Consider the following 18,042-nt stretch of genomic DNA (forward strand, 5'->3'; position numbering starts at 1 on the left):
ATTCACGTCATAATCCATCTCTCAGCGAAATTTGAGCGGCTGTAGCTCAGTTGGATAGAGTACTTGGCTACGAACCAAGGGGTCGTGGGTTCGAATCCTGCCAGCCGCACCAACAACAAATTTCGCCGACGGATGAGGATGTAAATCCTTTTCCATTGCGGCTGTAGCTCAGTTGGATAGAGTACTTGGCTACGAACCAAGGGGTCGTGGGTTCGAATCCTGCCAGCCGCACCAGACAATGCAACGGGTCAGTTTCTTCGGGAACTGACCCGTTCTGCTTTGGGACTGTCCCTTGCCCTCGTATCAGGCGATCGTCTGCCGGTCCAGGCGCGACTTCAGCACCAGATCTACCACCGGCTGCTCGCGCCGGTTCGCCCGCAGGCAGTGGTCCTTCTGGAAATGGTCCGTCACGCGGATCACGACCCGGGCCCAGCGCTGGTCGCGCTCGCGCCAGGCGTGCGACGAGATCGATTCCCAGGCGTAGCCGTTGAACACCGTGGCGTTGACGAAGTGGTCCAGCGCCCGCACTCCGGCACGGCCGCGCGCGTTCGGCCCGAACAGCCCGATCCACACCAGCATCAGGTAGCCGCAGACGGCCATCGGGACCACGGCGCACATCAGCAGGAACCCCGCCAGCCGCTCCTTCATGCACGGGCCTCGGCGGCGGACGCCGTGCGCCTGAACAACCGCAGCCGCACCCCGTTGGCCGAGCGGATCGTGAGCCGACCGACCGGTTGCGGCACATGCCCGGGCACAGCCTCCAGGCGGTGGTGGCGCACGAGCTGCGCCAGGATCAGCGTGGCCTCCTGCAATGCGAAGGCCGCGCCCATGCACACCCGCGGGCCCATGCCGAAGGGCAGGTAGGCCTGCTTCAGTGCGTCGCGCGAGGCGTCGCCGTCGTAGCGGTCCGGGTTGAAGGCGTCCGGTTCGGGCCAGAGGTCGCGGTGGCGGTGGATCAGCCAGGGCGCGACCACGACGGTGGCGCCCGCCGGCACCGTCTTCTTGCGCATGGGACAGGCGCTGGCGGTCTGGCGCGCCATGAAGCCGACGGGCGGGAACAGCCGCAGCGTTTCGCGGAACACGTTGCGGGTCAGTGTCAGCTCCTTCATGTCGCCGAGTTCCGGTGCCCGCGTGCCGAGCAGGGTGCTCACTTCGGCCTGCATCCGGGTCTGCACGTCCGGCGCCTGCGCCAGCAGGTGCGTGGCCCAGGTCAGCGCGCTGGCCGAGGTCTCGTGGCCCGCCAGGAACAGCATCGCCACCTGGTCCACCAGCGCCTCGAACGAGAACGGGATGCCGCTCTCCGGGTCGCGTGCGTCCAGGAAGGAGGCGAGGATGTCCTGCCGCGTGGATGGGCAGCCCCCCCGGTGCGCGGCGTAGCGCGGCCGGATCAGCGTCTCCAGCAGCCCGCGGATCTCGCGTGCGGCGCGCCGGCTGCGCCACGCGTCCCACGGCCAGCGCAGCCAGCGCTGACCGAAGAGCGAGGGCAGCATCAGCCGCGGCACCTGCGTCTGGTAGCGCGAGAAAGCGTCGAACACGCGGTGTGCGTCGGGTCCGGTCAGGGGCTCGGAGAAGATCGTGCGGAAGATGATGTCGGCGGTCACGTGGGTCATCTCGACTTCGAGATCGTGCTCGGCCCCATCCGGCAGCGCGGCCAGCCGGGCCAGCATCGCGTCGGTCGCCTCGCGCATCACGGGGAAGGCCACGTTCAGCCGCGCCTGCGCGAAGGCCGGGTCCATCATGGTGCGCTGGCGCTGCCACTGCGCGCCGTTGGTGGTGAAGATGCTCTCGCCGAGCAGCGGCTGCAGCGCCTCGCCGAGCAGCGCGCTCTTGGGGAAGTTGCCGTCCGTGTCCTGCAGCACCTCGCGCACCAGCGCGGGCTCGTTGACCATGTAGAGATCAAGCCCCGGCAGGTGGACCTCGCCCATCTGCATGCGGTAGCTGCGCTCGTAGAGCGCGTCCAGCCACGAGCGCCGGGCGCTGAAGAACATCAGCAGCGCCGAGGCCTTGCTGGCACGCGGGCGGGGGTAGGCGGGGCAGAAATGGGTCGTCGGCGTCATGGGCGTGCTCATCGTGGGGCGTGGCGAGCCTGTTCGAGGTGGGTTTCGAAGGGCTGGGGCCCGTACAGCAGCGTGTACAGGTTGAAGTTGCCAGCCCGGTCGGGGGTCATCAGATAGAGGAAATGCGCCCGCACCTTGTCGCGGCGGATCGCCGCCCAGCGGCCGGGCGCGTACATCTGGAAGAAGCGTGCTGCCAGCCGCACCGGCATCGCGCTGGTGGTGGGCACGGCCGTGCCGGTGCTGGCCAGCGGGTGGGTGCGGTGGAAACACAGCGGATCGATCCGTGCCGTGACGTCCAGCCAGGCGAGCTGCGGATGCGCGACCAGCCGTGCCAGCGCGGCCCGGAAGGCGGCGGCCTGCGGCAGCAGCGCCAGCGCCGGGTAGCACTGGCCCATCGTCAGCACGGCGGTGCGGCGACCGGCCTGCAGGGTCTGCCAGCGCGGATCCTGCAGCAGGGCGTCGATGACATCGACCAGCAGCAGCGTGCCGACACTGTGGCCGGCGAGCACGACCTCGTCGACCGGATCGATCTGTTGCTGCGTGATGATGGCCTCGGTCCAGGCCCGGGTGCGCCCGGTCAGGCCGGTGGCTGTGCCGCGGCCCATGTGCCGCACGAAGCCGTAGATGCGGGTCAGCCAGAACAGCCCCAGCCGGTCTGCCAGCGCCAGCATGCCCCGGGCGGCGGCCAGTCCCGACAGGGTGGCCAGCACCAGGCGCCAGCCGGTTGGCAGGCTCTCCGCCGCCGACGCGATCGCCCAGGCCATCCCGACCCCGGCCAGCAGCGCCAGCAGCATCCCGGCCGCCGGCAGCACGCCGGTCAGCAGGGCGGTGGGGTGGGTGCGGTGCAGCCGGCCGAGGCCGATCTCGCACAGCATGGCCCGGTACACCATGACCATCTCGCGCAGCAGCCCCAGCGGCTGGCGGCTCCAGTGGGCGCGGATGATGTCGTCCCAGCCCATGAAGACCTGTTCGGTGAAGACCGCCGGGGCTGCGGGATCTTCGCCGGCGGGCGTCGCGGTCCACTGGACAGGCCAGCGGTGGGTGTGTGGGTCGGTGTCGGAGCGCTGGCGGGTGCCGGTGTTCACCAGCGCGCCGCCGGGCTGCGGGCGGGCGCCCTGCTCACGGAAGAGACGGTGGTAGTGGCCAGCGCCACGCGGGTCGAAGCCGCTGACATAGTGCACGCGGCGGCGGCGGATCGGGGCGGCGGCAGAGGGCTGGGACATCACCTCGCCATCTTGGCCCGGACCGTTCGGCACTGATCGGCCGAACTTGAGCGGAAAAACCGCTGAAAACTGAAACGCAGCGGGGGGCTGCGCGCCGTGCTCAGGCCTTGCGCGGCGGATCCGGCAGCAGGCAGGCTTCGATGATCTGCAGGTCGTTGTCGCGGGCGAAGTTCATCACGAAGTCCCAGGCCATCGGCTCCAGCTCCTTGAGCGCCTCGTTGACCACGACGCATTTGGTCTTGCCCAGCGACGTCGGGATGCAGTAGGGCGAATAGCCGATCGCGCCACCGAGGCCCCCCGTCTGACCGCCCGGACGGAAGCAGGACATGGCACCGGCCAGCCGCTCGGCCCAGTCGCTCGGCCGGAAGGTGCGGCCGTCGCTGGTGATGCCCTGGATGAAGACTTCGCGTGGTTTGATGGGGATGTTGGTCGTCACGTGCTGCTGCCTGCTGCCTTGCTGTGACAAGCTCGGTCGGTTGCCACGTAAACCCGTATTGTGCTGCACCGCAGCAGCCCTGTGGCAGAGCGAGACAGTCGGTGCGGGCCGAGTATCGCTGCTGCCACTGTCGGTCGGCTGTCAACGGCATTCCCTACAATCGCCCAGGCGCCGACTCCTTGACGGCGCCTTTGTTTTTTTTCAGCCCCCTTTGCCTCCCTGCTGGAGAACCCACCGATGTCCGCTGTCCCTGCCTCGATCGCCGAACCCCATGTGATGACCACCTACGGCCGCCTGCCGATCGCGCTGTCGCATGGCCGAGGCTGCCGCGTCTGGGACACGGCCGGGCGCGAGTACCTGGACGGCCTGGGCGGCATCGCCGTGAACACGCTCGGCCACGCGCACCCCAAGTTCGTGCCCGCGCTGCAGGAGCAGATCGCCACGCTGATCCACTGCTCGAACTACTACCACGTGCCCGGCCAGGAAGCGCTGGCGGCCAAGCTGGTCGAGTTGTCCGGTCTGACCAACGTCTTCTTCTGCAGCACCGGCCTCGAAGCCAACGAAGCCGCGCTGAAGCTGGCGCGCAAGTTCGGCCACGACAAGGGCATCGAGCGCCCGGAAATCATCGTCTACGAGAAGGCCTTCCACGGCCGCTCCATCGCCACGCTGTCCGCCACCGGCAACCCCAAGGTGCAGGCCGGCTTCGGCCCGCTGGTCGAGGGCTTCATCCGCGTGCCGATGAACGACCTGGCTGCGGTGGAAGCCGCCGTGCGCGACAACCCGAACGTGGTCGCCGTGTTCCTGGAGACGATCCAGGGCGAGGGTGGCATCAACGCGGCGCGCTGGGACTACCTGAAGAGCCTGCGTGCGCTGTGCGACGAGCGCGACCTGCTGCTGATGCTCGACGAGGTGCAGTGCGGCATCGGGCGCACGGGCAAGTGGTTCGCGCACCAGTGGGCCGGGATCCAGCCGGACGTGATGCCGCTGGCCAAGGGCCTCGGCTCGGGCGTGCCGATCGGCGCGGTGGTCTGCGGGCCGCGCGCCGCGAAGATCTTCCAGCCGGGCAACCACGGCACCACCTTCGGCGGCAACCCGCTGTCGATGCGCGCCGGCATCGAGACGCTGCGCATCATGGAAGAGGACGGCCTGATGGAAAACGCCGCCACGGTCGGCGCCCACCTGACGGCCGGTCTGCGGCGTGAACTCGAAGGTGTGGCCGGTGTCACCGAGGTGCGTGGCTACGGGCTGATGATCGGCATCGAGCTGGACCGCCCCTGCGGCGAGATCCTGACCCGCGCGATGGACGCCGGCCTGCTGCTGAGCGTCACCGCCGACCGCGTGGTCCGTCTGGTGCCGCCGCTGATCCTCACCGCCGCCGAGGCCGACGAGATCGTCGCCATCCTCTGTCCGATCATCAAGACCTTCCTCGCCGCGTGATGCGGCCGTTCCCTCCCATGAAACCAGGCATGAGTCTCATGAAGCACTATCTGCAATTCAAGGATCTGCGGGCCGAGGAATACAGCTACTTGTTCGAGCGCGCGCGCACCATCAAGCGCCGCTTCAAGAACTACGAGCGCTACCAGCCGCTGGCCGACCGCACGCTGGCGATGATCTTCGAGAAGGCGAGCACCCGCACCCGCGTGAGCTTCGAGGCCGGCATGTACCAGATGGGCGGCTCGGTCGTCCACCTGACCACGGACGGCAGCCAGCTCGGCCGCAGCGAGCCGATCGAGGACTCGGCGCGTGTCATCAGCCGCATGGTCGATCTGGTGATGATCCGCACCTTCGAGCAGACCAAGATCGAGGCGTTTGCCGCGCACAGCCGCGTGCCGGTCATCAACGGGCTGACCAACGAGTTCCACCCGTGCCAGATCCTGGCCGACCTGTTCACCTACCTCGAACACCGCGCGCCGGTGGGGGCCGAGGGGTATGACATGAACAGCCTGAAGGGCAAGGTCGTGGCCTGGGTCGGTGACGGCAACAACATGGCCAACACCTGGCTGCAGGCGGCGGAGATCCTCGGCTTCACGGTCCATGTGAGCACGCCGGGCGGCTACGAGGTCGATCCGAAGGTGGCCGGCATCCGCTCGACCGACTGCTACAAGGTCTTCGACAACCCGCGCGAGGCCTGCCGCGGCGCCGATCTGGTCACCACCGACGTGTGGACCAGCATGGGCTACGAGGCCGAGAACGAAGCGCGCAAGACGGCGTTTGCCGACTGGTGCGTGGACAGCGAGATGATGGCGCTGGCCCGACCCGATGCGCTGTTCATGCACTGCCTGCCCGCGCACCGTGGCGAGGAAGTGGCCGCCGATGTCATCGACGGGCCGCAGTCGGTCGTCTGGGACGAGGCCGAGAACCGGATGCATGTGCAGAAAGCGCTGATGGAGTATCTGCTGATCGGGCGGATTGGCTGATACTGCCGAGCCATTCGGCTGATTGGTGAAGCGGGCTGCCTGTTCAGGGCAGCCCGTTTTTTATTGTGCGGATCCCCCTGCCGCAACTCACTTCGTCATTCCCGCGAAAGCGGGAACCCACGCCTGGATACTGACGATGGTGATCTCGCGGGGATGGCGCAACTGATCCAGCAAACGGGTTGCCACCAGTGGCGGATGATTGGCACTCGTGGATCGGCGAGGCTTGTGGTTCATGGCGCCAGTCTGCGGATGCAGCGCCTGGCGTCAATCACTCCGAATGGGGATGTCGCCAGTAGACTGGTGCAGCGGTGTCCGGGTATGCTGCCAGCATCGTCTGACGGCGTAACTGGTTACGCCAGCAGTGCAGGCTTTGGGGTTGTTTTTACGGGGGGCAAACCATGCAAGACAGGGAAAAAATTTAATCCTGGTGCGGACTTGCGTTCCGTAGTCCGCAAGCTGATACGCAGCATCAAGCTTGTTACGCCTGCAAGGCGTGACGTCGATATTACGTTAGACAACTCAAAAACGTCATGCCGCACGAGAATATTAACATCAAGGATATCTACGAGAATTATCTGCGCGCAATGCTGCAGGTTCAGTCCTATCAAAGAGATATCGACAGATCAACAAAAAGTGAAGTAGGTCAGCTTCAGCAAAAATTAGATGGCCTGAGTACTCATGATGCCGAAAAAATAAATTCCGTTAGCAACTTCTTCTTCAAGAAACCGGGTGATGGCAGAACCGTTTTTTACGGATCCAGAAAATCAAGCGCCAATGACAGAATCAAGGCATCAATAAAAAGAAAAAATAAACACTATCAATGGCTGCTTGCCGAAGCATATGAAGAGTTCGAGGATTTTCTCGAAAATATATATGCGTACCTTGCATTCCATGACCATGACGCTTGGCCCTTGAGCGACTACGGTAATATTCACCTATCCGAACTCAAGAGCAAGTCATTTGAATGGCTGCAAAACCAAGCAAGCAAAAAGAAGAGCGGGCCAGAGATACTTAACTATCTGAGAACTAAGTTCCCACAAATGGCATACATTGAAAAAAACAATAAGATTACAGATGATCTTCGCTTCACCCTGGCAACAATCGAAATGTTTCGCCACATCATTGTTCACAACGGGGGGAAGATCAAAGACAAAGAAGCATTCACCAATAATATTTTCAAAAAGGTTGGTGAGGCTACCCCTCGAAAAGCGGAAGATGAGAGGCTCGAATATCTGAATTCATTCATTGAGAATCACCAATCGGGAAACACAATCGTACTGTTAGAGGCGCACATAAAAACAGAAGGACTGATTACCACCTATGCTGATCGTATAGGGCATCTTTTTGACTCGATGCATGCATACGCTTATTTTGTATCAAGCATACTTGGCGTTACATATGAATCGGATGTTATTGATATTTCAAAACCAGAATAGTATTGCCCATACGGCAAAGTTGTCTAACTGGCGGTTCAACGCGGACGCCAACACTGGCCATGCCTTCGGCATTTTTATGGCCAGTGTTGGTACCCTCCGCCTTCGGCTCCGGCGCCGGTTAACCTGGGCGTTAGACATCGCAAACCCAAACATCTGGCCGCCTCATGCTCTCCTCTGAAGTCCTGGATTACGTCAGCCGCAGCGTGCTGTGCTGGCTTGCCACCGTCGACGAAACGGGTCAGCCGAACGTCTCCCCGAAGGAGATATTTACCGCCTTCGATTCTCAGCACATCGTGGTTGCAAACCTTGCATCGCCAACGAGTGCACGCAACATCGAAGTCAATCCTCGTGTTTGCATCAGCTTCGTCGATATCTTTGTTCAAAAGGGATTCAAGGTCATCGGGGCCGCGCGAAATATAAGAAGATCCGACGCCGATTTCTCTAAATGGTCTGCGCCGCTGGAAGCCATGGCCGGTGCGAAGTTTCCTATCCGCTCCGTCTTCGTCATTCAGGCCGTCTCAGTGGAGCCAATCATCGCCCCGAGTTATCGTTTCTATGCCGCCGAAACAACAGAGAAATCGCAGGTGGCGTCTGCTATGCAAACGTATGGCGTTCAGAGGAGCGGCGATGTCTAACCCAGCATGCAAGCGGACCGGGGTACCAGTCGCCTCGTTCAAACATTATGCGTCAGGAGCGCGCGGTGATCATTGAACGTATCTTCATCAGCCCAGAGCGGGGTCTGGCCCAAATAGAGTGTGAATACATCACGGCTCAAAGTGGAATGGGACTTCTGGGTGACCGAAATTTTGGAAAAAATACCCACCCAGGTCAAAACATAACGCTAGTTGAGGCTGAAGAGATTGAACTTTTCTGCGCGCTGAACTCCCGCCCCTCTGATCTGTCGCTCACACGCCGAAACCTTGTTACCAGAGGCGTGAGATTGAATGACCTTGTCAACGTTGAGTTCACCGTCGGCACTGTGAAGTTGCGTGGTATCGAGCTTTGTGAACCATGCAGCCTTCTTGGCAATAGTCTAAGTAGTGAGTCCCTTGCGCCGGCGGCGGTCATCAAGCACTGGGTTCACCGCGGCGGCCTGCTTGCCGACGTACTCAGCAATGGCGAAGTTGTTCGCGGTGATCGCATTGAAACTGATGCATGACCCTTCGTTCAACTGAAACGTTAGACCCTGCAATGACCATTCGCCGCCTCTCGCCGTCCGATGCCAATTCATTCCAAGCACTGCGCTTGGCGGGCCTTCGAGACACCCCTTCTGCTTTCGGGTCGAGCTACGATGAAGAAGTCGACTTCTCTCCGGCCACAATTGAAACCCGTTTGCTCCTCAAGTCAGATCGTGGAGTGTTCGGAGCCTTTGACGGAGACAACATGGTTGGTCTCGTAGCGCTCGGACGAGAGAACATGGCCAAGTTGGCGCATAAGGCCATGATCTGGGGAATGTATGTCTCTCCGGAAGCCAGGGGAAAAGGTTTTGGCCGGGCCCTTCTTCTTGAGGCGCTGTCCCTGGCCAAAAGTGTTCCGGGTATCCTGCAGGTAAATCTATGTGTCAATGCGACGAATACACCTGCTATTCGACTCTATGAATCTGTCGGATTTAAGCCCTTCGGGCATGAATCAGGTGCCATGCGCATCAATGACGTACTGCACGACGAGATCCACATGTGCCTTCATCTGCGCGGCAGGGCCTAGCCATTCACTCAACCGGACGTTTTGCGGCGCACATATACACATCGGAGCGTTCTTGAACCACTCGTTTCGCAAGGCCATTCCTGAAGACGCCCCAACTTGCGTCACCGTCGACACGTGGCGCCAAGGAATTGAAGACGAAAGCTTTCCCGGCTACGTCCGTGTGCACGAGGGCGCGATCGTTGGCTACTGTTTTGGTGAGCCCGCTTCGCTCGAACGTTAGATTCCATTGCCATGCATATCGAACCTCAGTCACCACGATTCAGTTGTGAGTCAATTCCTGGAGGGATCCAGGCGATTGTTCCCGCAAGGCGCAATTGGTTTGTGATCTTGTTCATGAGCGCCTGGCTCGTCGGGTGGTTTTCCGGTGAGGCACGTGCCATAGAGGAACTACTCTCGCCGGACAAGAAAACACCCCAGCTATTCATGGCCGTGTGGCTCATCGGCTGGACAATCGGTGGCATCTTCGCGTTCGGCGCAGTCCTCTGGCAGCTTGTCGGTCGAGAGGTCATCTCGATCACTTCCAGCGCGTTGGAACATCGCATTGAAATCCTTGGCATCGCACGTTCTCGCATCTACAGAATCGGCGAGATAAGGAATCTTCGTGCGGCCGAATTTTCGACGAATCCCTTCACCAGCCAGACCGCGTGGTTCCCCAGTGTCGTGGGTTCTGGTTTCGGCCCGGTAGCGTTCGATTACGGGGCTCGCACCATGCGCGTCGCCCCGTCACTGGAGGAAGCAGAAGCCAAGCTGCTGGTTGAAAGACTGTCAGCCCATCTGCCCCGGAACGCGAGTGCCATCTAGCGTTCCAGTCAAGCCTGCGCCTTGCAGGCGCGTGAACGTGAGAACCCATCGATGCCGTACTGGGCGAAATCGAAAGCCGGCCGCCTTGTGGAAGGTGCCGCGTGGGCCCTGGAGGCTGGCATTGGGTTCGGATTCATCTCGGGCGCGACGCCAGCGCGGCCCGGGAGGCGGCAGAATCCCCCTCCATGAGACTGCACACCCCCATTGCCGCTGCCGCCGCCCTCGTCCTGCTGCAGGCGAGCCCCTGCAGCGCACTGACCTGCGACGAACTCCGCGCCGACGTGGAGACACGCATCCGCGCGGCCGGCGTCTCGGCGTTCACCGTGGCCATCGTCGACGCCACCGCAACGTCGGCGGGCCGTGTGGTCGGCACCTGCGACCGCGGGGCGAAGAAGCTGCTGTACACGCTGACCGAGTCCAGCACTGCCCCGCGCAACCTGCCCGCCAGGGCCGAGAAGAAGGCCGACACCATCATCACCGAGTGCAAGGACGGCTCGGAGCCGGTGCGCGGCGAGTGCAGGAAGTGAAGCTGCCCGGGCACTGCGGGCGCGTGTGTCCCTGACCCTGGATCGAACCACGGAGCCTCCATGAAGATCACCGTCTCCACCGTCGTTGCCGCCCCCGTGGCGGAAGTCTGGCGTGCCTACACCTCGCCCGAGGACATCAAGGCCTGGAACACCGCGTCCGCGGACTGGCACACCACCGCCGCCAGCGTCGACCTGCGGGTCGGGGGCGCCTTCTCGTCGCGCATGGAGGCCAAGGACGGCTCCTTCGGCTTCGACTTCGCGGGCGAATACACCCGGGTCGAGCCCGAACATTGCCTCGCATACACCTTCGGCGGGCGGGTCGGGCTGGTCGCGTTCGCGCCAGGCGACGCCGGCGTGACCGTCACGGTCACCTTCGACAGCGAGCCGACACACGCCGAGGACCAGCAGCGCGCCGGCTGGCAGGCCATCCTGGACAACTTCGCCCGCCACGTCGAGTCCCGGCACGGCCAGGCGGGCTGACACGCCATGTCCTTCCTGCCGGTCCGATTGCCGCCCGGCGTCGACCTTCGCCGGGCGCTGGACGACCTCGCCGCGGCGCAGGCGTCCGCGTCGGCTTTCGTGGTCGCGGGCATCGGCAGTCTGGTGGAGGCCCGCCTGCGCTACGCCGGCGAGGCCGCCGAAACCCGGATCGAAGGCCCGCTCGAGATCCTGAGCCTCTCCGGCACGCTCGGCGCGGGGGGCTCGCACCTCCACATGGCCGTCTCCGACGCGGCGGGGCGGGTGTACGGCGGCCATGTCGGCCGCGGCAACGTGGTCCGCACCACCGCGGAGGTGCTGCTGGCGCCGCTGCCGGACTGGTCGCTCGGCCGCGCGCACGATCCGGCGACCGGCTTTGCCGAACTGGTCGTCCGGCGCCGGGGTTGAGCCTGGAGCGTTTGGTAAAATCAGGGTTTCCTCTGACCGCTGCGCTTCCCATCAGGACAGGCCGACATGACCACCGCCGACACACCATTGCTTCAGGAAGTCGCCGCACTGCTGGTCGATGCGCTCAACCTCGACACCCTCGCGGCAGACATCGACCCCCAGGCACCGCTCTACGGCGACGGCCTCGGCCTCGATTCGATCGACATCCTCGAAGTGGCGCTGGTCGTCTCCAAGCGCTATGGCTTCCAGCTCCGCTCCGACGACGAGCAGAACGTGCGCATCTTCTCGTCGCTGGCGAGTCTGGCCGACCACATCGCCGCGCACCGCACGGTCTGAGCCGCGCATGGCGGCGCGCGGGCGACTCCTGCTGCTGGTGCTGGCGGCCATCGGCACCGCGCTGGGCTCGCACTGGCTTCTCACGCGGGCGGCACAGTCCGCGTTCGCGCCGCTGGTGCAGGGCCTCTTCCTCGCGCAGCACGCGGGGGTCCACGCCGCGCTGGCGCTCTGGTTCGGCGCCACGCTGCGCCGCGGCCACCAGCCGCTGATCTCCCAGCTGGCGCAGCGCCTGCACGGCCACCTGACACCCGCCATGGCGCACTACACGCGGCAGGTCACGCTGGCGTGGGTGCTGTACTTCGCTGCCATGACCCTGGTATCGCTGGGCCTGTACTTCGGCGGACCGCTGCACGCGTGGTCGCTGCTGGTCAACGCCATCACGCCGGTGGCCACCCTGGCGATGTTCGTCGGCGAATACGCGCTGCGCTACCGGCTGCACCCGGAGTTCGAACGGGTCGATTTCAGCGCCGCGGTGCGCGCCTTCCGCGCCCACCAGGCGGACCGGGGGCGCCGGGCATGAGCGGTTCCATGCCGCTGCTGGCCGACGGGCCCGGTCTCGACACGCCGCTGGCCTGGCGCGGCGGGCAGCCCTTGTCGCGCAGGCGGTATCTGCAGGACGTGGCCGCGCTGGCGGCGACGCTGCCCGCGGGCGGACCGGTGCTCGCGATGACCGGCGACCGCTACCGCTTCGCGCTGGCGCTGGGCGCGGCGCTGGTGCGCGGGCAGGCGGGGCTGATGCCGCCGAACCACACGCCGGACATGGTCGAGCGGCTGCGCGGGCTGTTTCCGGGGGCGTATGTGCTGGCCGATGGCGAGGCGCCGGGGGTGGACTTGCCGGTGGTGCCTTTGGTGGAGTCGGTGGGGTCGGTGGCGGGCGTGGGTTCCCGCTTGCGCGGGAATGACGAGGAGGCGGGCGAGGTGCCGCAGATCGCGGGGGACCACGAGGCGGCGCAGGTGCTGACCTCGGGCTCGACCGGCGCGCCGATGCCGCATGGCAAGCGCTGGGACCTGCTGAACGTCAACCTCCGCGCCGAGGCGGCGCGGCTGGCCGAGGCGCTGGGGCGGGCGGATCTGCAGGGCGTGGCGCTCGTCGGCACGGTGCCGGCGCACCACATGTACGGCTTCGAGTCGACCGTGCTGCTGGCGCTGCTCGGCGGGGCGGCGTTTGCGGCGGAGCGGCCGTTCTTTCCCGGCGACATCGTGCAGGTGCTGGCCAGCGTGCCACGGCCGCGGGTGCTGGTGACGACGCCGTTCCATCTGAAGACACTGGTCGAGTCCGGCCTGGCGCTGCCGCCGGTCGACCTGACGCTGTGCGCCACCGCGCCGCTCTCGCCGCAACTGGCCGCGCGCGCCGAGGCCGCGCTGGGCGGGCCGCTGGTGGAGATCTACGGCTGCACCGAGGCCGGCCAGGTCGCCACGCGCCGCACCACCGACGGCCCCGAGTGGCGCACCTTCGACGGCCTGACGCTGTCGGGCGATGGCGCGCAGGTGGTGGTGCGCGGCGGCCATGTGCCGGTGCCGACGCCGCTGGCGGACGTGCTGGAGGTGCTGTCGCCAACCCGCTTCCGGCTGCTCGGCCGCTCGAACGACCTGATCAACGTCGCCGGCAAGCGCAGCTCGCTGGCGCACTTGAACTACCACCTCAACAGCATCGCCGAGGTGCAGGACGGCGTCTTCTGGCTGCCGCCGGACACGGGCGGCGAGGCGGTCGTCCGGCTGGTCGTGCTGGTCGTGGCCCCCGAGGTGACACGTGACGCGCTGCTGGCGGCGCTGCGGCAGCGGGTGGACGCGGCGTTTCTGCCGCGACGCGTGCTGCGCGTGGAATCGCTGCCACGGGATGCGACGGGCAAGCTGCCCGCGACGCGGCTGGCGGCGCTGGCCGAATCGCTGCTGGCCGCGCAGGCGCAGGGGCCGGGGCGCGCCGGTGGCTGAGCTGCGCTGCGTGCCGGTGGCCGTGCCGCGCGACCATCCCGCCTTCGACGGGCATTTCCCCGGCCGGCCGCTGCTGCCGGGTGTCGTGCTGCTGGCGCAGGTGGTCGAGGTGCTGCGGGCCGATCCCGAGGCCGCGGCCTGGCTGGGCGAGGCGCCACGGCTGAGTGCGGTCAAGTTCCTTGCGCCGGTGCTGCCGGGCGCCGATCTGGCCGTCTGCTGGACCCCGCCGGGCGCCGGCAGCCGGCTGCGTTTCGAGGTGCGCCGGCATGGTCCGGGCGACGACGCGGCGGGGGTGCTCGCCGCGACGGGCCAGTTCGACGCCGGTCCCGCCGCCCGATGACGGACCGCGCCGATTGGGTCCGCCAGCGCGAGCGCAGCAACCTGCTGGCGCTGCGCCTGATGCGCTGGATCGCCACCACGCTCGGGCGGCGCGTGTCGCGGCTCGTGCTGCACCCGATCACGCTGTATTTCCTGTGCTTCGGTGGTCCGGCGATCCAGGCCTCGTCGGCCTATCTGGCGCGGGTGCTGGGCCGCGCGCCGCGCTGGACCGAGCGCTACCGCCACGTCCACCACTTCGCCGCGACCGTGCTGGACCGGGTCTACCTGCTGCGCGGGCAGTTCGACCAGTTCGAGATCCAGGCCACGGGCGTGGAGCATCTGGACGCGGTGCTGCTCGACGGCCGCGGCGTGCTGCTGGTGGGCGCGCACGTGGGCAGCTTCGAGGCGCTGCGGGCGCTCGGGCAGGCGCGGCGCAGCCTGCGCGTGGCAATGGTGATGTACGAGGACAACGCCCGGCAGATCAACGCCGCGCTGCAGGCCATCGCGCCGGACGCCGACCTGCACGTGATCGGCCTCGGCCGGCTCGAAGCGATGATGGCGCTGAGCGAGTGGCTCGACGGCGGCGGCGTGGCCGGCCTGCTGGCCGACCGCACGCTCTCCGCACCGCCCGGTGCCGGCGCGGCGCAGCGGGCGCGCACGCAGCGCTTCGACTTTCTCGGCCAGTCGGCGGCGTTCTCGGACGGGCCGTTCAGACTGGCGGCGCTGCTGCGGCGGCCGGTGGTCTTCATGACCGGGCTCTACCATGGCGGGCGCCGCTACGAGCTGCGCTTCGCCCCGCTGGCCGATTTCACGCAGCGCCCGCCGCGCGGCCTCGGCGCCCAGGCCGCGCTGGACGCGTCGATCCACGACGCGATGACGCGCTATGTGCGCCTACTGGAGGATCTGTGCCGTGAGACGCCGTACAACTGGTTCAACTTCTTCGATTTCTGGGCTGCAGGTGCGGCGAGCGATGGGGGCGACGCTGTGCGCGCTGGTGCTGGGCCTGCTGCTGCCGGTGTCGGCGAGCCGGGCGGCGGCGTTCGACCTTGACGCGCTGATGGCCCATCTGGCCCAGGTGAAGTCCGGCGAAGCCACCTTCACCGAGAAACGCACCGTCTTCCAGCTCGACCAGACGCTGGAATCCAGCGGCCGGCTGAGCTTCTCCGCCCCCGACCGCTTCACCCGCGAAACCCTCAGGCCGCGCCCGGACCGCATGGCCGTCGTCGGCAACCAGCTCACGGTGAGCCAGGGCAGCCGCAGCCGCTCGACCACGCTCGACTCGGTGCCCGAGGCCGTCGTCATCGTCGAGGCGATCCGCGGCACGCTCACCGGCAACCGCGAGACGCTGGAGCGCCACTTCACCACCCAGCTGCTCGGCGGCGCCGAGCGCTGGAGCCTCGACCTCGTGCCGCGCGACGCCCGGCTGCGCGGGCAGGTGGCGCAGGTGCGTGTCAGCGGCCGGCAGGGCCAGCTGCGCGAGGTGCAGATCACGATGACCGACGGTGACCGCTCGGTGATGCAGATCGAGCCGTTGACCGCCGAGCGCAGCCCGTGAGCGGCGTACGCGGCGTGCGCGCCCGGGGGCTGTGGGTCTGGCTGGCGCTGATGGCGCTGGCAGTGTGGGGCTGCGTGCGTGCCACCTATGTCGCCGACCTGTCCGCTTTCCTGCCCGCGGCACCGACCGGCGAGCAGCGCGTGCTGATGGCGCAGCTGCAGAACGGCGCGACCGCGCGTGTGCTGATGATCGGCCTGCGCGGCGGCGAGCCGGCGCAGCGGACGGACGCCTCGCTGCGGCTGGCCGATCAGCTGCGCGGCAGCGGCCTGTTCGAGGCGGTCCACAACGGCGACCACGCCGCGGACGCCGCCACCGGCGAGTTCCTGTTCCGCCACCGCTACCTGCTCAGCCCGGCGGTCAGCGTCGAACGGTTCACGGTGGACGGCCTGCGCGAAGGCATCGCCGACACCGTCTCGCTGCTCGGCACACCGGCGGGCGTGCCGCTCAAGCCGCTGCTCTGGCGCGACCCGACCGGCGAGACGGTGCGCATGGCCGAGGCGATGCTGCCCGCGAACGCGCCGCGCAGCGACGGCGGCGTCTGGGTGTCGCGCGAGCAGCCCCGGGCGCTGCTGCTGGCGACGGTGCGCGCCGACGGCGGCGATCTGGACGGACAGGCGCAGGCGCAGGCGCTGGTGCGCACGCGCTTCGCGGCGCTGGCGGCCGCCGCACCAGGCCTGACGCTGGAGATGAGCGGGCCGGGCGTGTTCGGCGTCGCCTCGCGGGCACGCATCCAGAGCGAGGTCGAGCGGCTGGCCATCGCCGGCACGGTGGCGATGGTCGCCTTGCTGCTGGTGGCGTTCGGCTCGCTGCGGGCGCTGGGCATCGCGCTGCTGCCGGTGGCCAGCGGCGTGCTGGCGGGCATCGTCGCAGTGGATCTTGGCTTCGGGCAGGTCCACGGCATGACGCTCGGCTTCGGCACCACGCTGATCGGCGAGGCGGTCGACTACGCGATCTATTACCTCGTGCAGGCCCGCGCGGGCGGCCACACGCAGTGGCAGCGCAGCAGCTGGCCGACGGTGCGGCTCGGGCTGTGGACCTCCCTGGCGGGGTTCGCGGCGCTGGCGTTCTCGGGGTTTGCGGGGCTGGCGCAACTGGGGGTGTTCTCGATGAGCGGGCTGATCGCCGCGGCGCTGACGACGCGCCATGTGCTGCCCGTGCTCGCGCCGCAGGGCAGTCCCGGACAGGGCCTGCGCGTGGCGCTCGGGCAGGTGACGGCGCGGCTGTGCGCGGCCCTGCCGGTCTGGCGCCGGCCGCTGCTGTCGATGACGCTGGTCGCCGCCGGACTGCTGGTGGTGCTGCCGTCGCCGTGGCGCGGCACGCTCGCGGCGCTGAGCCCGGTGTCGGCCGACGCGCTGGCGCTGGATGCCTCGCTGCGCGCCGACCTCGGCGCGTCCGAAGCCGGCACGCTGGTCGCCATCGAGGCGCCGGACGAGGCCACCGCGCTGCAGCGCGCCGAGCTGGCCGGTGTCCGGCTCGACACGCTGGTGGCGCAGGGCGCCTTGCTCGGCTACGACTCGCCCGCGCGCCTGTTGCCGAGCCCGGCGACCCAGCTGGCGCGCCGCGCCGCACTGCCCGAGGCGCATGCCCTGCGCGAGCGGCTGGCGCAGGCGACCGAAGGCGGGCCGCTGCCGGCGCAGAAGCTGGCGCCCTTCCTCGACGAGGTGCAGGCCCAGCGCCTGCGCGCCCCGGTCACGCTGGCCGAGCTGAAGACCGCCGCGCCCGTGCTGGCCAGCGCCGTGCAGGCGCAGCTCACACCCGGCGGGGCCGGGCGGCCGTGGACCGTGCTGATGAACCTGCAGGCGCCGGCCGGGGCGGCGGGGGTGGACGCGGCACCGTTGCGTGCCGCGCTGCGCGACCTGCCCGACACGCGCGTCGTGCAGATCGGCGCCGAGCTGGACGCGCTCTACGCCCACTACCTGCAGCAGGCGCGCTGGCAGGCGGGCCTCGGCGCGCTGGCCGTGGTCGCGCTGCTGGCCTGGCACCTGCGCTCGGCGCGGCGGCTCGGGCGGGTGCTGCTGCCGCTGGTGGCGAGCGTGGTGCTGGTGCTCGCGGGGCTGACGCTGTCAGGCCAGGCGCTGGGCATCCTGCACCTCGTGGGGCTGCTGCTGGTGGCGGCGGTCGGCTCGAACTACGCGCTGTTCTTCGACCACCTGCAGCACTCGGCCGGCGACGGCACCGGGGACGGTCCCGACGCCGACACGCTCGCCTCGCTGCTGATGGCCAACGTCACGACCGTCGTGTCCTTCGGGCTGCTCGCCACGGCCTCGGTGCCGGCGCTGGCTGCCGTGGGGCTGGCGGTGGCGCCGGGGGCCTTGCTGGCGCTGGCGCTGTCGGCGGCTTTCATGCCGGCGCGTGTGAGAATTGCACGGCCGGACGCCCCGTCCAGGTTCCGCTGAAGCCCCATTCCCTGTCCAT

The 18,042-nt window shown here is 67.1% G+C and carries 22 protein-coding genes and 2 tRNA genes; 19 read left to right on the top strand and 5 right to left on the bottom strand.

Going from position 1 to position 18,042, the window contains the following annotated elements; translation table 11 throughout:
* Positions 1 to 35 precede the first annotated feature (35 nt).
* Positions 36 to 112 (top strand) — tRNA-Arg (locus BDD16_RS12880).
* 45 nt (positions 113 to 157) lie between these two features.
* Positions 158 to 234: transfer RNA gene (locus tag BDD16_RS12885), tRNA-Arg, on the top strand.
* A 69-nt stretch (positions 235 to 303) separates the two neighbouring features.
* On the opposite strand, the gene BDD16_RS12890 is transcribed toward BDD16_RS12885, so the two are convergent.
* The 4 genes from BDD16_RS12890 to BDD16_RS12905 form a co-directional block, all read right to left on the bottom strand.
* Positions 304 to 648: a hypothetical protein gene (locus tag BDD16_RS12890; RefSeq protein WP_179634320.1), complete on the bottom strand. Its 345-nt coding sequence runs from the start codon at positions 646 to 648 to the stop codon at positions 304 to 306.
* Positions 645 to 2,057: a cytochrome P450 gene (locus BDD16_RS12895; protein WP_179634321.1), complete on the bottom strand. Its 1,413-nt coding sequence runs from the start codon at positions 2,055 to 2,057 to the stop codon at positions 645 to 647. Before BDD16_RS12895 ends, BDD16_RS12890 begins: the two co-directional genes overlap by 4 nt.
* An 8-nt stretch (positions 2,058 to 2,065) precedes the next feature.
* The gene (locus tag BDD16_RS12900) at positions 2,066 to 3,280 is read right to left on the bottom strand and encodes a hypothetical protein (RefSeq protein ID WP_179634322.1); all 1,215 of its coding nucleotides are present in this window, start codon (positions 3,278 to 3,280) and stop codon (positions 2,066 to 2,068) included.
* 100 nt (positions 3,281 to 3,380) lie between these two features.
* Positions 3,381 to 3,716, bottom strand: coding sequence for a DUF3579 domain-containing protein (locus BDD16_RS12905; RefSeq protein WP_310732841.1), 336 nt, complete (start codon positions 3,714 to 3,716; stop codon positions 3,381 to 3,383).
* A gap of 237 nt (positions 3,717 to 3,953) precedes the next feature.
* Here BDD16_RS12905 and BDD16_RS12910 point away from each other — a divergent pair, with 237 nt between their 5' ends.
* Both BDD16_RS12910 and argF read left to right on the top strand, forming a co-directional pair.
* Entirely contained in the window at positions 3,954 to 5,153 is a 1,200-nt protein-coding gene (locus BDD16_RS12910) for an aspartate aminotransferase family protein (RefSeq protein ID WP_179634323.1), read from the top strand.
* Between the two features lie 17 nt (positions 5,154 to 5,170).
* Positions 5,171 to 6,133, top strand: a complete 963-nt coding sequence (argF, locus tag BDD16_RS12915; RefSeq protein WP_179634324.1) for an ornithine carbamoyltransferase — start codon at positions 5,171 to 5,173, stop codon at positions 6,131 to 6,133.
* An 87-nt stretch (positions 6,134 to 6,220) separates the two neighbouring features.
* Here the strand turns inward: argF and BDD16_RS12920 are convergent, their stop codons facing one another.
* Positions 6,221 to 6,367, bottom strand: coding sequence for a hypothetical protein (locus BDD16_RS12920; protein ID WP_179634325.1), 147 nt, complete (start codon positions 6,365 to 6,367; stop codon positions 6,221 to 6,223).
* A gap of 296 nt (positions 6,368 to 6,663) precedes the next feature.
* Here BDD16_RS12920 and BDD16_RS12925 point away from each other — a divergent pair, with 296 nt between their 5' ends.
* The 15 genes from BDD16_RS12925 (at position 6,664) to BDD16_RS12990 (ending at position 18,023) form a co-directional block, all read left to right on the top strand.
* Positions 6,664 to 7,569 carry a hypothetical protein gene (locus BDD16_RS12925; RefSeq protein ID WP_179634326.1) on the top strand — a complete coding sequence of 302 codons (906 nt, stop codon included), beginning with the start codon at positions 6,664 to 6,666 and terminating at the stop codon, positions 7,567 to 7,569.
* A 164-nt stretch (positions 7,570 to 7,733) separates the two neighbouring features.
* Positions 7,734 to 8,204, top strand: a complete 471-nt coding sequence (locus BDD16_RS12930) for a pyridoxamine 5'-phosphate oxidase family protein (protein ID WP_179634327.1) — start codon at positions 7,734 to 7,736, stop codon at positions 8,202 to 8,204.
* Between the two features lie 65 nt (positions 8,205 to 8,269).
* Positions 8,270 to 8,728, top strand: a complete 459-nt coding sequence (locus BDD16_RS12935) for an MOSC domain-containing protein (protein ID WP_179634328.1) — start codon at positions 8,270 to 8,272, stop codon at positions 8,726 to 8,728.
* Entirely contained in the window at positions 8,725 to 9,273 is a 549-nt protein-coding gene (locus BDD16_RS12940) for a GNAT family N-acetyltransferase (RefSeq protein ID WP_246332539.1), read from the top strand. The genes BDD16_RS12935 and BDD16_RS12940 overlap by 4 nt, the downstream gene beginning before the upstream one ends.
* A 333-nt stretch (positions 9,274 to 9,606) precedes the next feature.
* The gene (locus tag BDD16_RS12945) at positions 9,607 to 10,074 is read left to right on the top strand and encodes a hypothetical protein (protein ID WP_179634330.1); all 468 of its coding nucleotides are present in this window, start codon (positions 9,607 to 9,609) and stop codon (positions 10,072 to 10,074) included.
* Between the two features lie 185 nt (positions 10,075 to 10,259).
* The gene (locus BDD16_RS12950; RefSeq protein ID WP_179634331.1) at positions 10,260 to 10,601 is read left to right on the top strand and encodes a DUF1161 domain-containing protein; all 342 of its coding nucleotides are present in this window, start codon (positions 10,260 to 10,262) and stop codon (positions 10,599 to 10,601) included.
* 60 nt (positions 10,602 to 10,661) lie between these two features.
* Positions 10,662 to 11,081, top strand: a complete 420-nt coding sequence (locus tag BDD16_RS12955; protein ID WP_179634332.1) for an SRPBCC domain-containing protein — start codon at positions 10,662 to 10,664, stop codon at positions 11,079 to 11,081.
* Positions 11,082 to 11,087: 6 nt separating this feature from the next.
* On the top strand, positions 11,088 to 11,486 hold the full coding sequence (locus BDD16_RS12960) for a PPC domain-containing DNA-binding protein (protein WP_179634333.1): 399 nt from the start codon (positions 11,088 to 11,090) through the stop codon (positions 11,484 to 11,486).
* A gap of 66 nt (positions 11,487 to 11,552) precedes the next feature.
* Positions 11,553 to 11,822 carry a phosphopantetheine-binding protein gene (locus BDD16_RS12965; protein WP_179634334.1) on the top strand — a complete coding sequence of 90 codons (270 nt, stop codon included), beginning with the start codon at positions 11,553 to 11,555 and terminating at the stop codon, positions 11,820 to 11,822.
* 7 nt (positions 11,823 to 11,829) lie between these two features.
* Positions 11,830 to 12,342: a COG4648 family protein gene (locus tag BDD16_RS12970; RefSeq protein ID WP_179634335.1), complete on the top strand. Its 513-nt coding sequence runs from the start codon at positions 11,830 to 11,832 to the stop codon at positions 12,340 to 12,342.
* Positions 12,339 to 13,754, top strand: a complete 1,416-nt coding sequence (locus tag BDD16_RS12975; protein WP_246332540.1) for an AMP-binding protein — start codon at positions 12,339 to 12,341, stop codon at positions 13,752 to 13,754. Before BDD16_RS12970 ends, BDD16_RS12975 begins: the two co-directional genes overlap by 4 nt.
* Entirely contained in the window at positions 13,747 to 14,094 is a 348-nt protein-coding gene (locus BDD16_RS23020) for an ApeI family dehydratase (RefSeq protein ID WP_246332541.1), read from the top strand. The genes BDD16_RS12975 and BDD16_RS23020 overlap by 8 nt, the downstream gene beginning before the upstream one ends.
* Entirely contained in the window at positions 14,091 to 15,122 is a 1,032-nt protein-coding gene (locus tag BDD16_RS12980) for an LpxL/LpxP family acyltransferase (RefSeq protein WP_179634336.1), read from the top strand. The genes BDD16_RS23020 and BDD16_RS12980 overlap by 4 nt, the downstream gene beginning before the upstream one ends.
* On the top strand, positions 15,043 to 15,627 hold the full coding sequence (locus tag BDD16_RS12985; protein WP_179634337.1) for a LolA family protein: 585 nt from the start codon (positions 15,043 to 15,045) through the stop codon (positions 15,625 to 15,627). Before BDD16_RS12980 ends, BDD16_RS12985 begins: the two co-directional genes overlap by 80 nt.
* Positions 15,624 to 18,023, top strand: a complete 2,400-nt coding sequence (locus tag BDD16_RS12990) for an MMPL family transporter (RefSeq protein ID WP_310733993.1) — start codon at positions 15,624 to 15,626, stop codon at positions 18,021 to 18,023. Before BDD16_RS12985 ends, BDD16_RS12990 begins: the two co-directional genes overlap by 4 nt.
* The last annotated feature ends 19 nt before the right edge of the window (positions 18,024 to 18,042 follow it).

The sequence above is a fragment of the Sphaerotilus montanus genome (assembly GCF_013410775.1).
Taxonomy (GTDB): Bacteria; Pseudomonadota; Gammaproteobacteria; order Burkholderiales; family Burkholderiaceae_C; genus Sphaerotilus; species Sphaerotilus montanus.

Bases quoted from the DNA above. Each gene is read 5' to 3' on its own strand.
- BDD16_RS12985 (WP_179634337.1), top strand. From the start codon at position 15,043: ATGGGGGCGACGCTGTGCGCGCTGGTGCTGGGCCTGCTGCTGCCGGTG.
- BDD16_RS12960 (WP_179634333.1), top strand. From the start codon at position 11,088: ATGTCCTTCCTGCCGGTCCGATTGCCGCCCGGCGTCGACCTTCGCCGG.
- BDD16_RS12925 (WP_179634326.1), top strand. From the start codon at position 6,664: ATGCCGCACGAGAATATTAACATCAAGGATATCTACGAGAATTATCTG.
- BDD16_RS12930 (WP_179634327.1), top strand. From the start codon at position 7,734: ATGCTCTCCTCTGAAGTCCTGGATTACGTCAGCCGCAGCGTGCTGTGC.
- BDD16_RS12910 (WP_179634323.1), top strand. From the start codon at position 3,954: ATGTCCGCTGTCCCTGCCTCGATCGCCGAACCCCATGTGATGACCACC.
- BDD16_RS12895 (WP_179634321.1), bottom strand. From the start codon at position 2,057: ATGACGCCGACGACCCATTTCTGCCCCGCCTACCCCCGCCCGCGTGCC.
- BDD16_RS12890 (WP_179634320.1), bottom strand. From the start codon at position 648: ATGAAGGAGCGGCTGGCGGGGTTCCTGCTGATGTGCGCCGTGGTCCCG.
- BDD16_RS12980 (WP_179634336.1), top strand. From the start codon at position 14,091: ATGACGGACCGCGCCGATTGGGTCCGCCAGCGCGAGCGCAGCAACCTG.
- BDD16_RS12955 (WP_179634332.1), top strand. From the start codon at position 10,662: ATGAAGATCACCGTCTCCACCGTCGTTGCCGCCCCCGTGGCGGAAGTC.
- BDD16_RS12945 (WP_179634330.1), top strand. From the start codon at position 9,607: ATGAGCGCCTGGCTCGTCGGGTGGTTTTCCGGTGAGGCACGTGCCATA.
- argF (WP_179634324.1), top strand. From the start codon at position 5,171: ATGAAACCAGGCATGAGTCTCATGAAGCACTATCTGCAATTCAAGGAT.
- BDD16_RS12900 (WP_179634322.1), bottom strand. From the start codon at position 3,280: ATGTCCCAGCCCTCTGCCGCCGCCCCGATCCGCCGCCGCCGCGTGCAC.
- BDD16_RS12965 (WP_179634334.1), top strand. From the start codon at position 11,553: ATGACCACCGCCGACACACCATTGCTTCAGGAAGTCGCCGCACTGCTG.
- BDD16_RS12950 (WP_179634331.1), top strand. From the start codon at position 10,260: ATGAGACTGCACACCCCCATTGCCGCTGCCGCCGCCCTCGTCCTGCTG.
- BDD16_RS12940 (WP_246332539.1), top strand. From the start codon at position 8,725: ATGACCCTTCGTTCAACTGAAACGTTAGACCCTGCAATGACCATTCGC.
- BDD16_RS12975 (WP_246332540.1), top strand. From the start codon at position 12,339: ATGAGCGGTTCCATGCCGCTGCTGGCCGACGGGCCCGGTCTCGACACG.
- BDD16_RS12920 (WP_179634325.1), bottom strand. From the start codon at position 6,367: ATGAACCACAAGCCTCGCCGATCCACGAGTGCCAATCATCCGCCACTG.
- BDD16_RS12970 (WP_179634335.1), top strand. From the start codon at position 11,830: ATGGCGGCGCGCGGGCGACTCCTGCTGCTGGTGCTGGCGGCCATCGGC.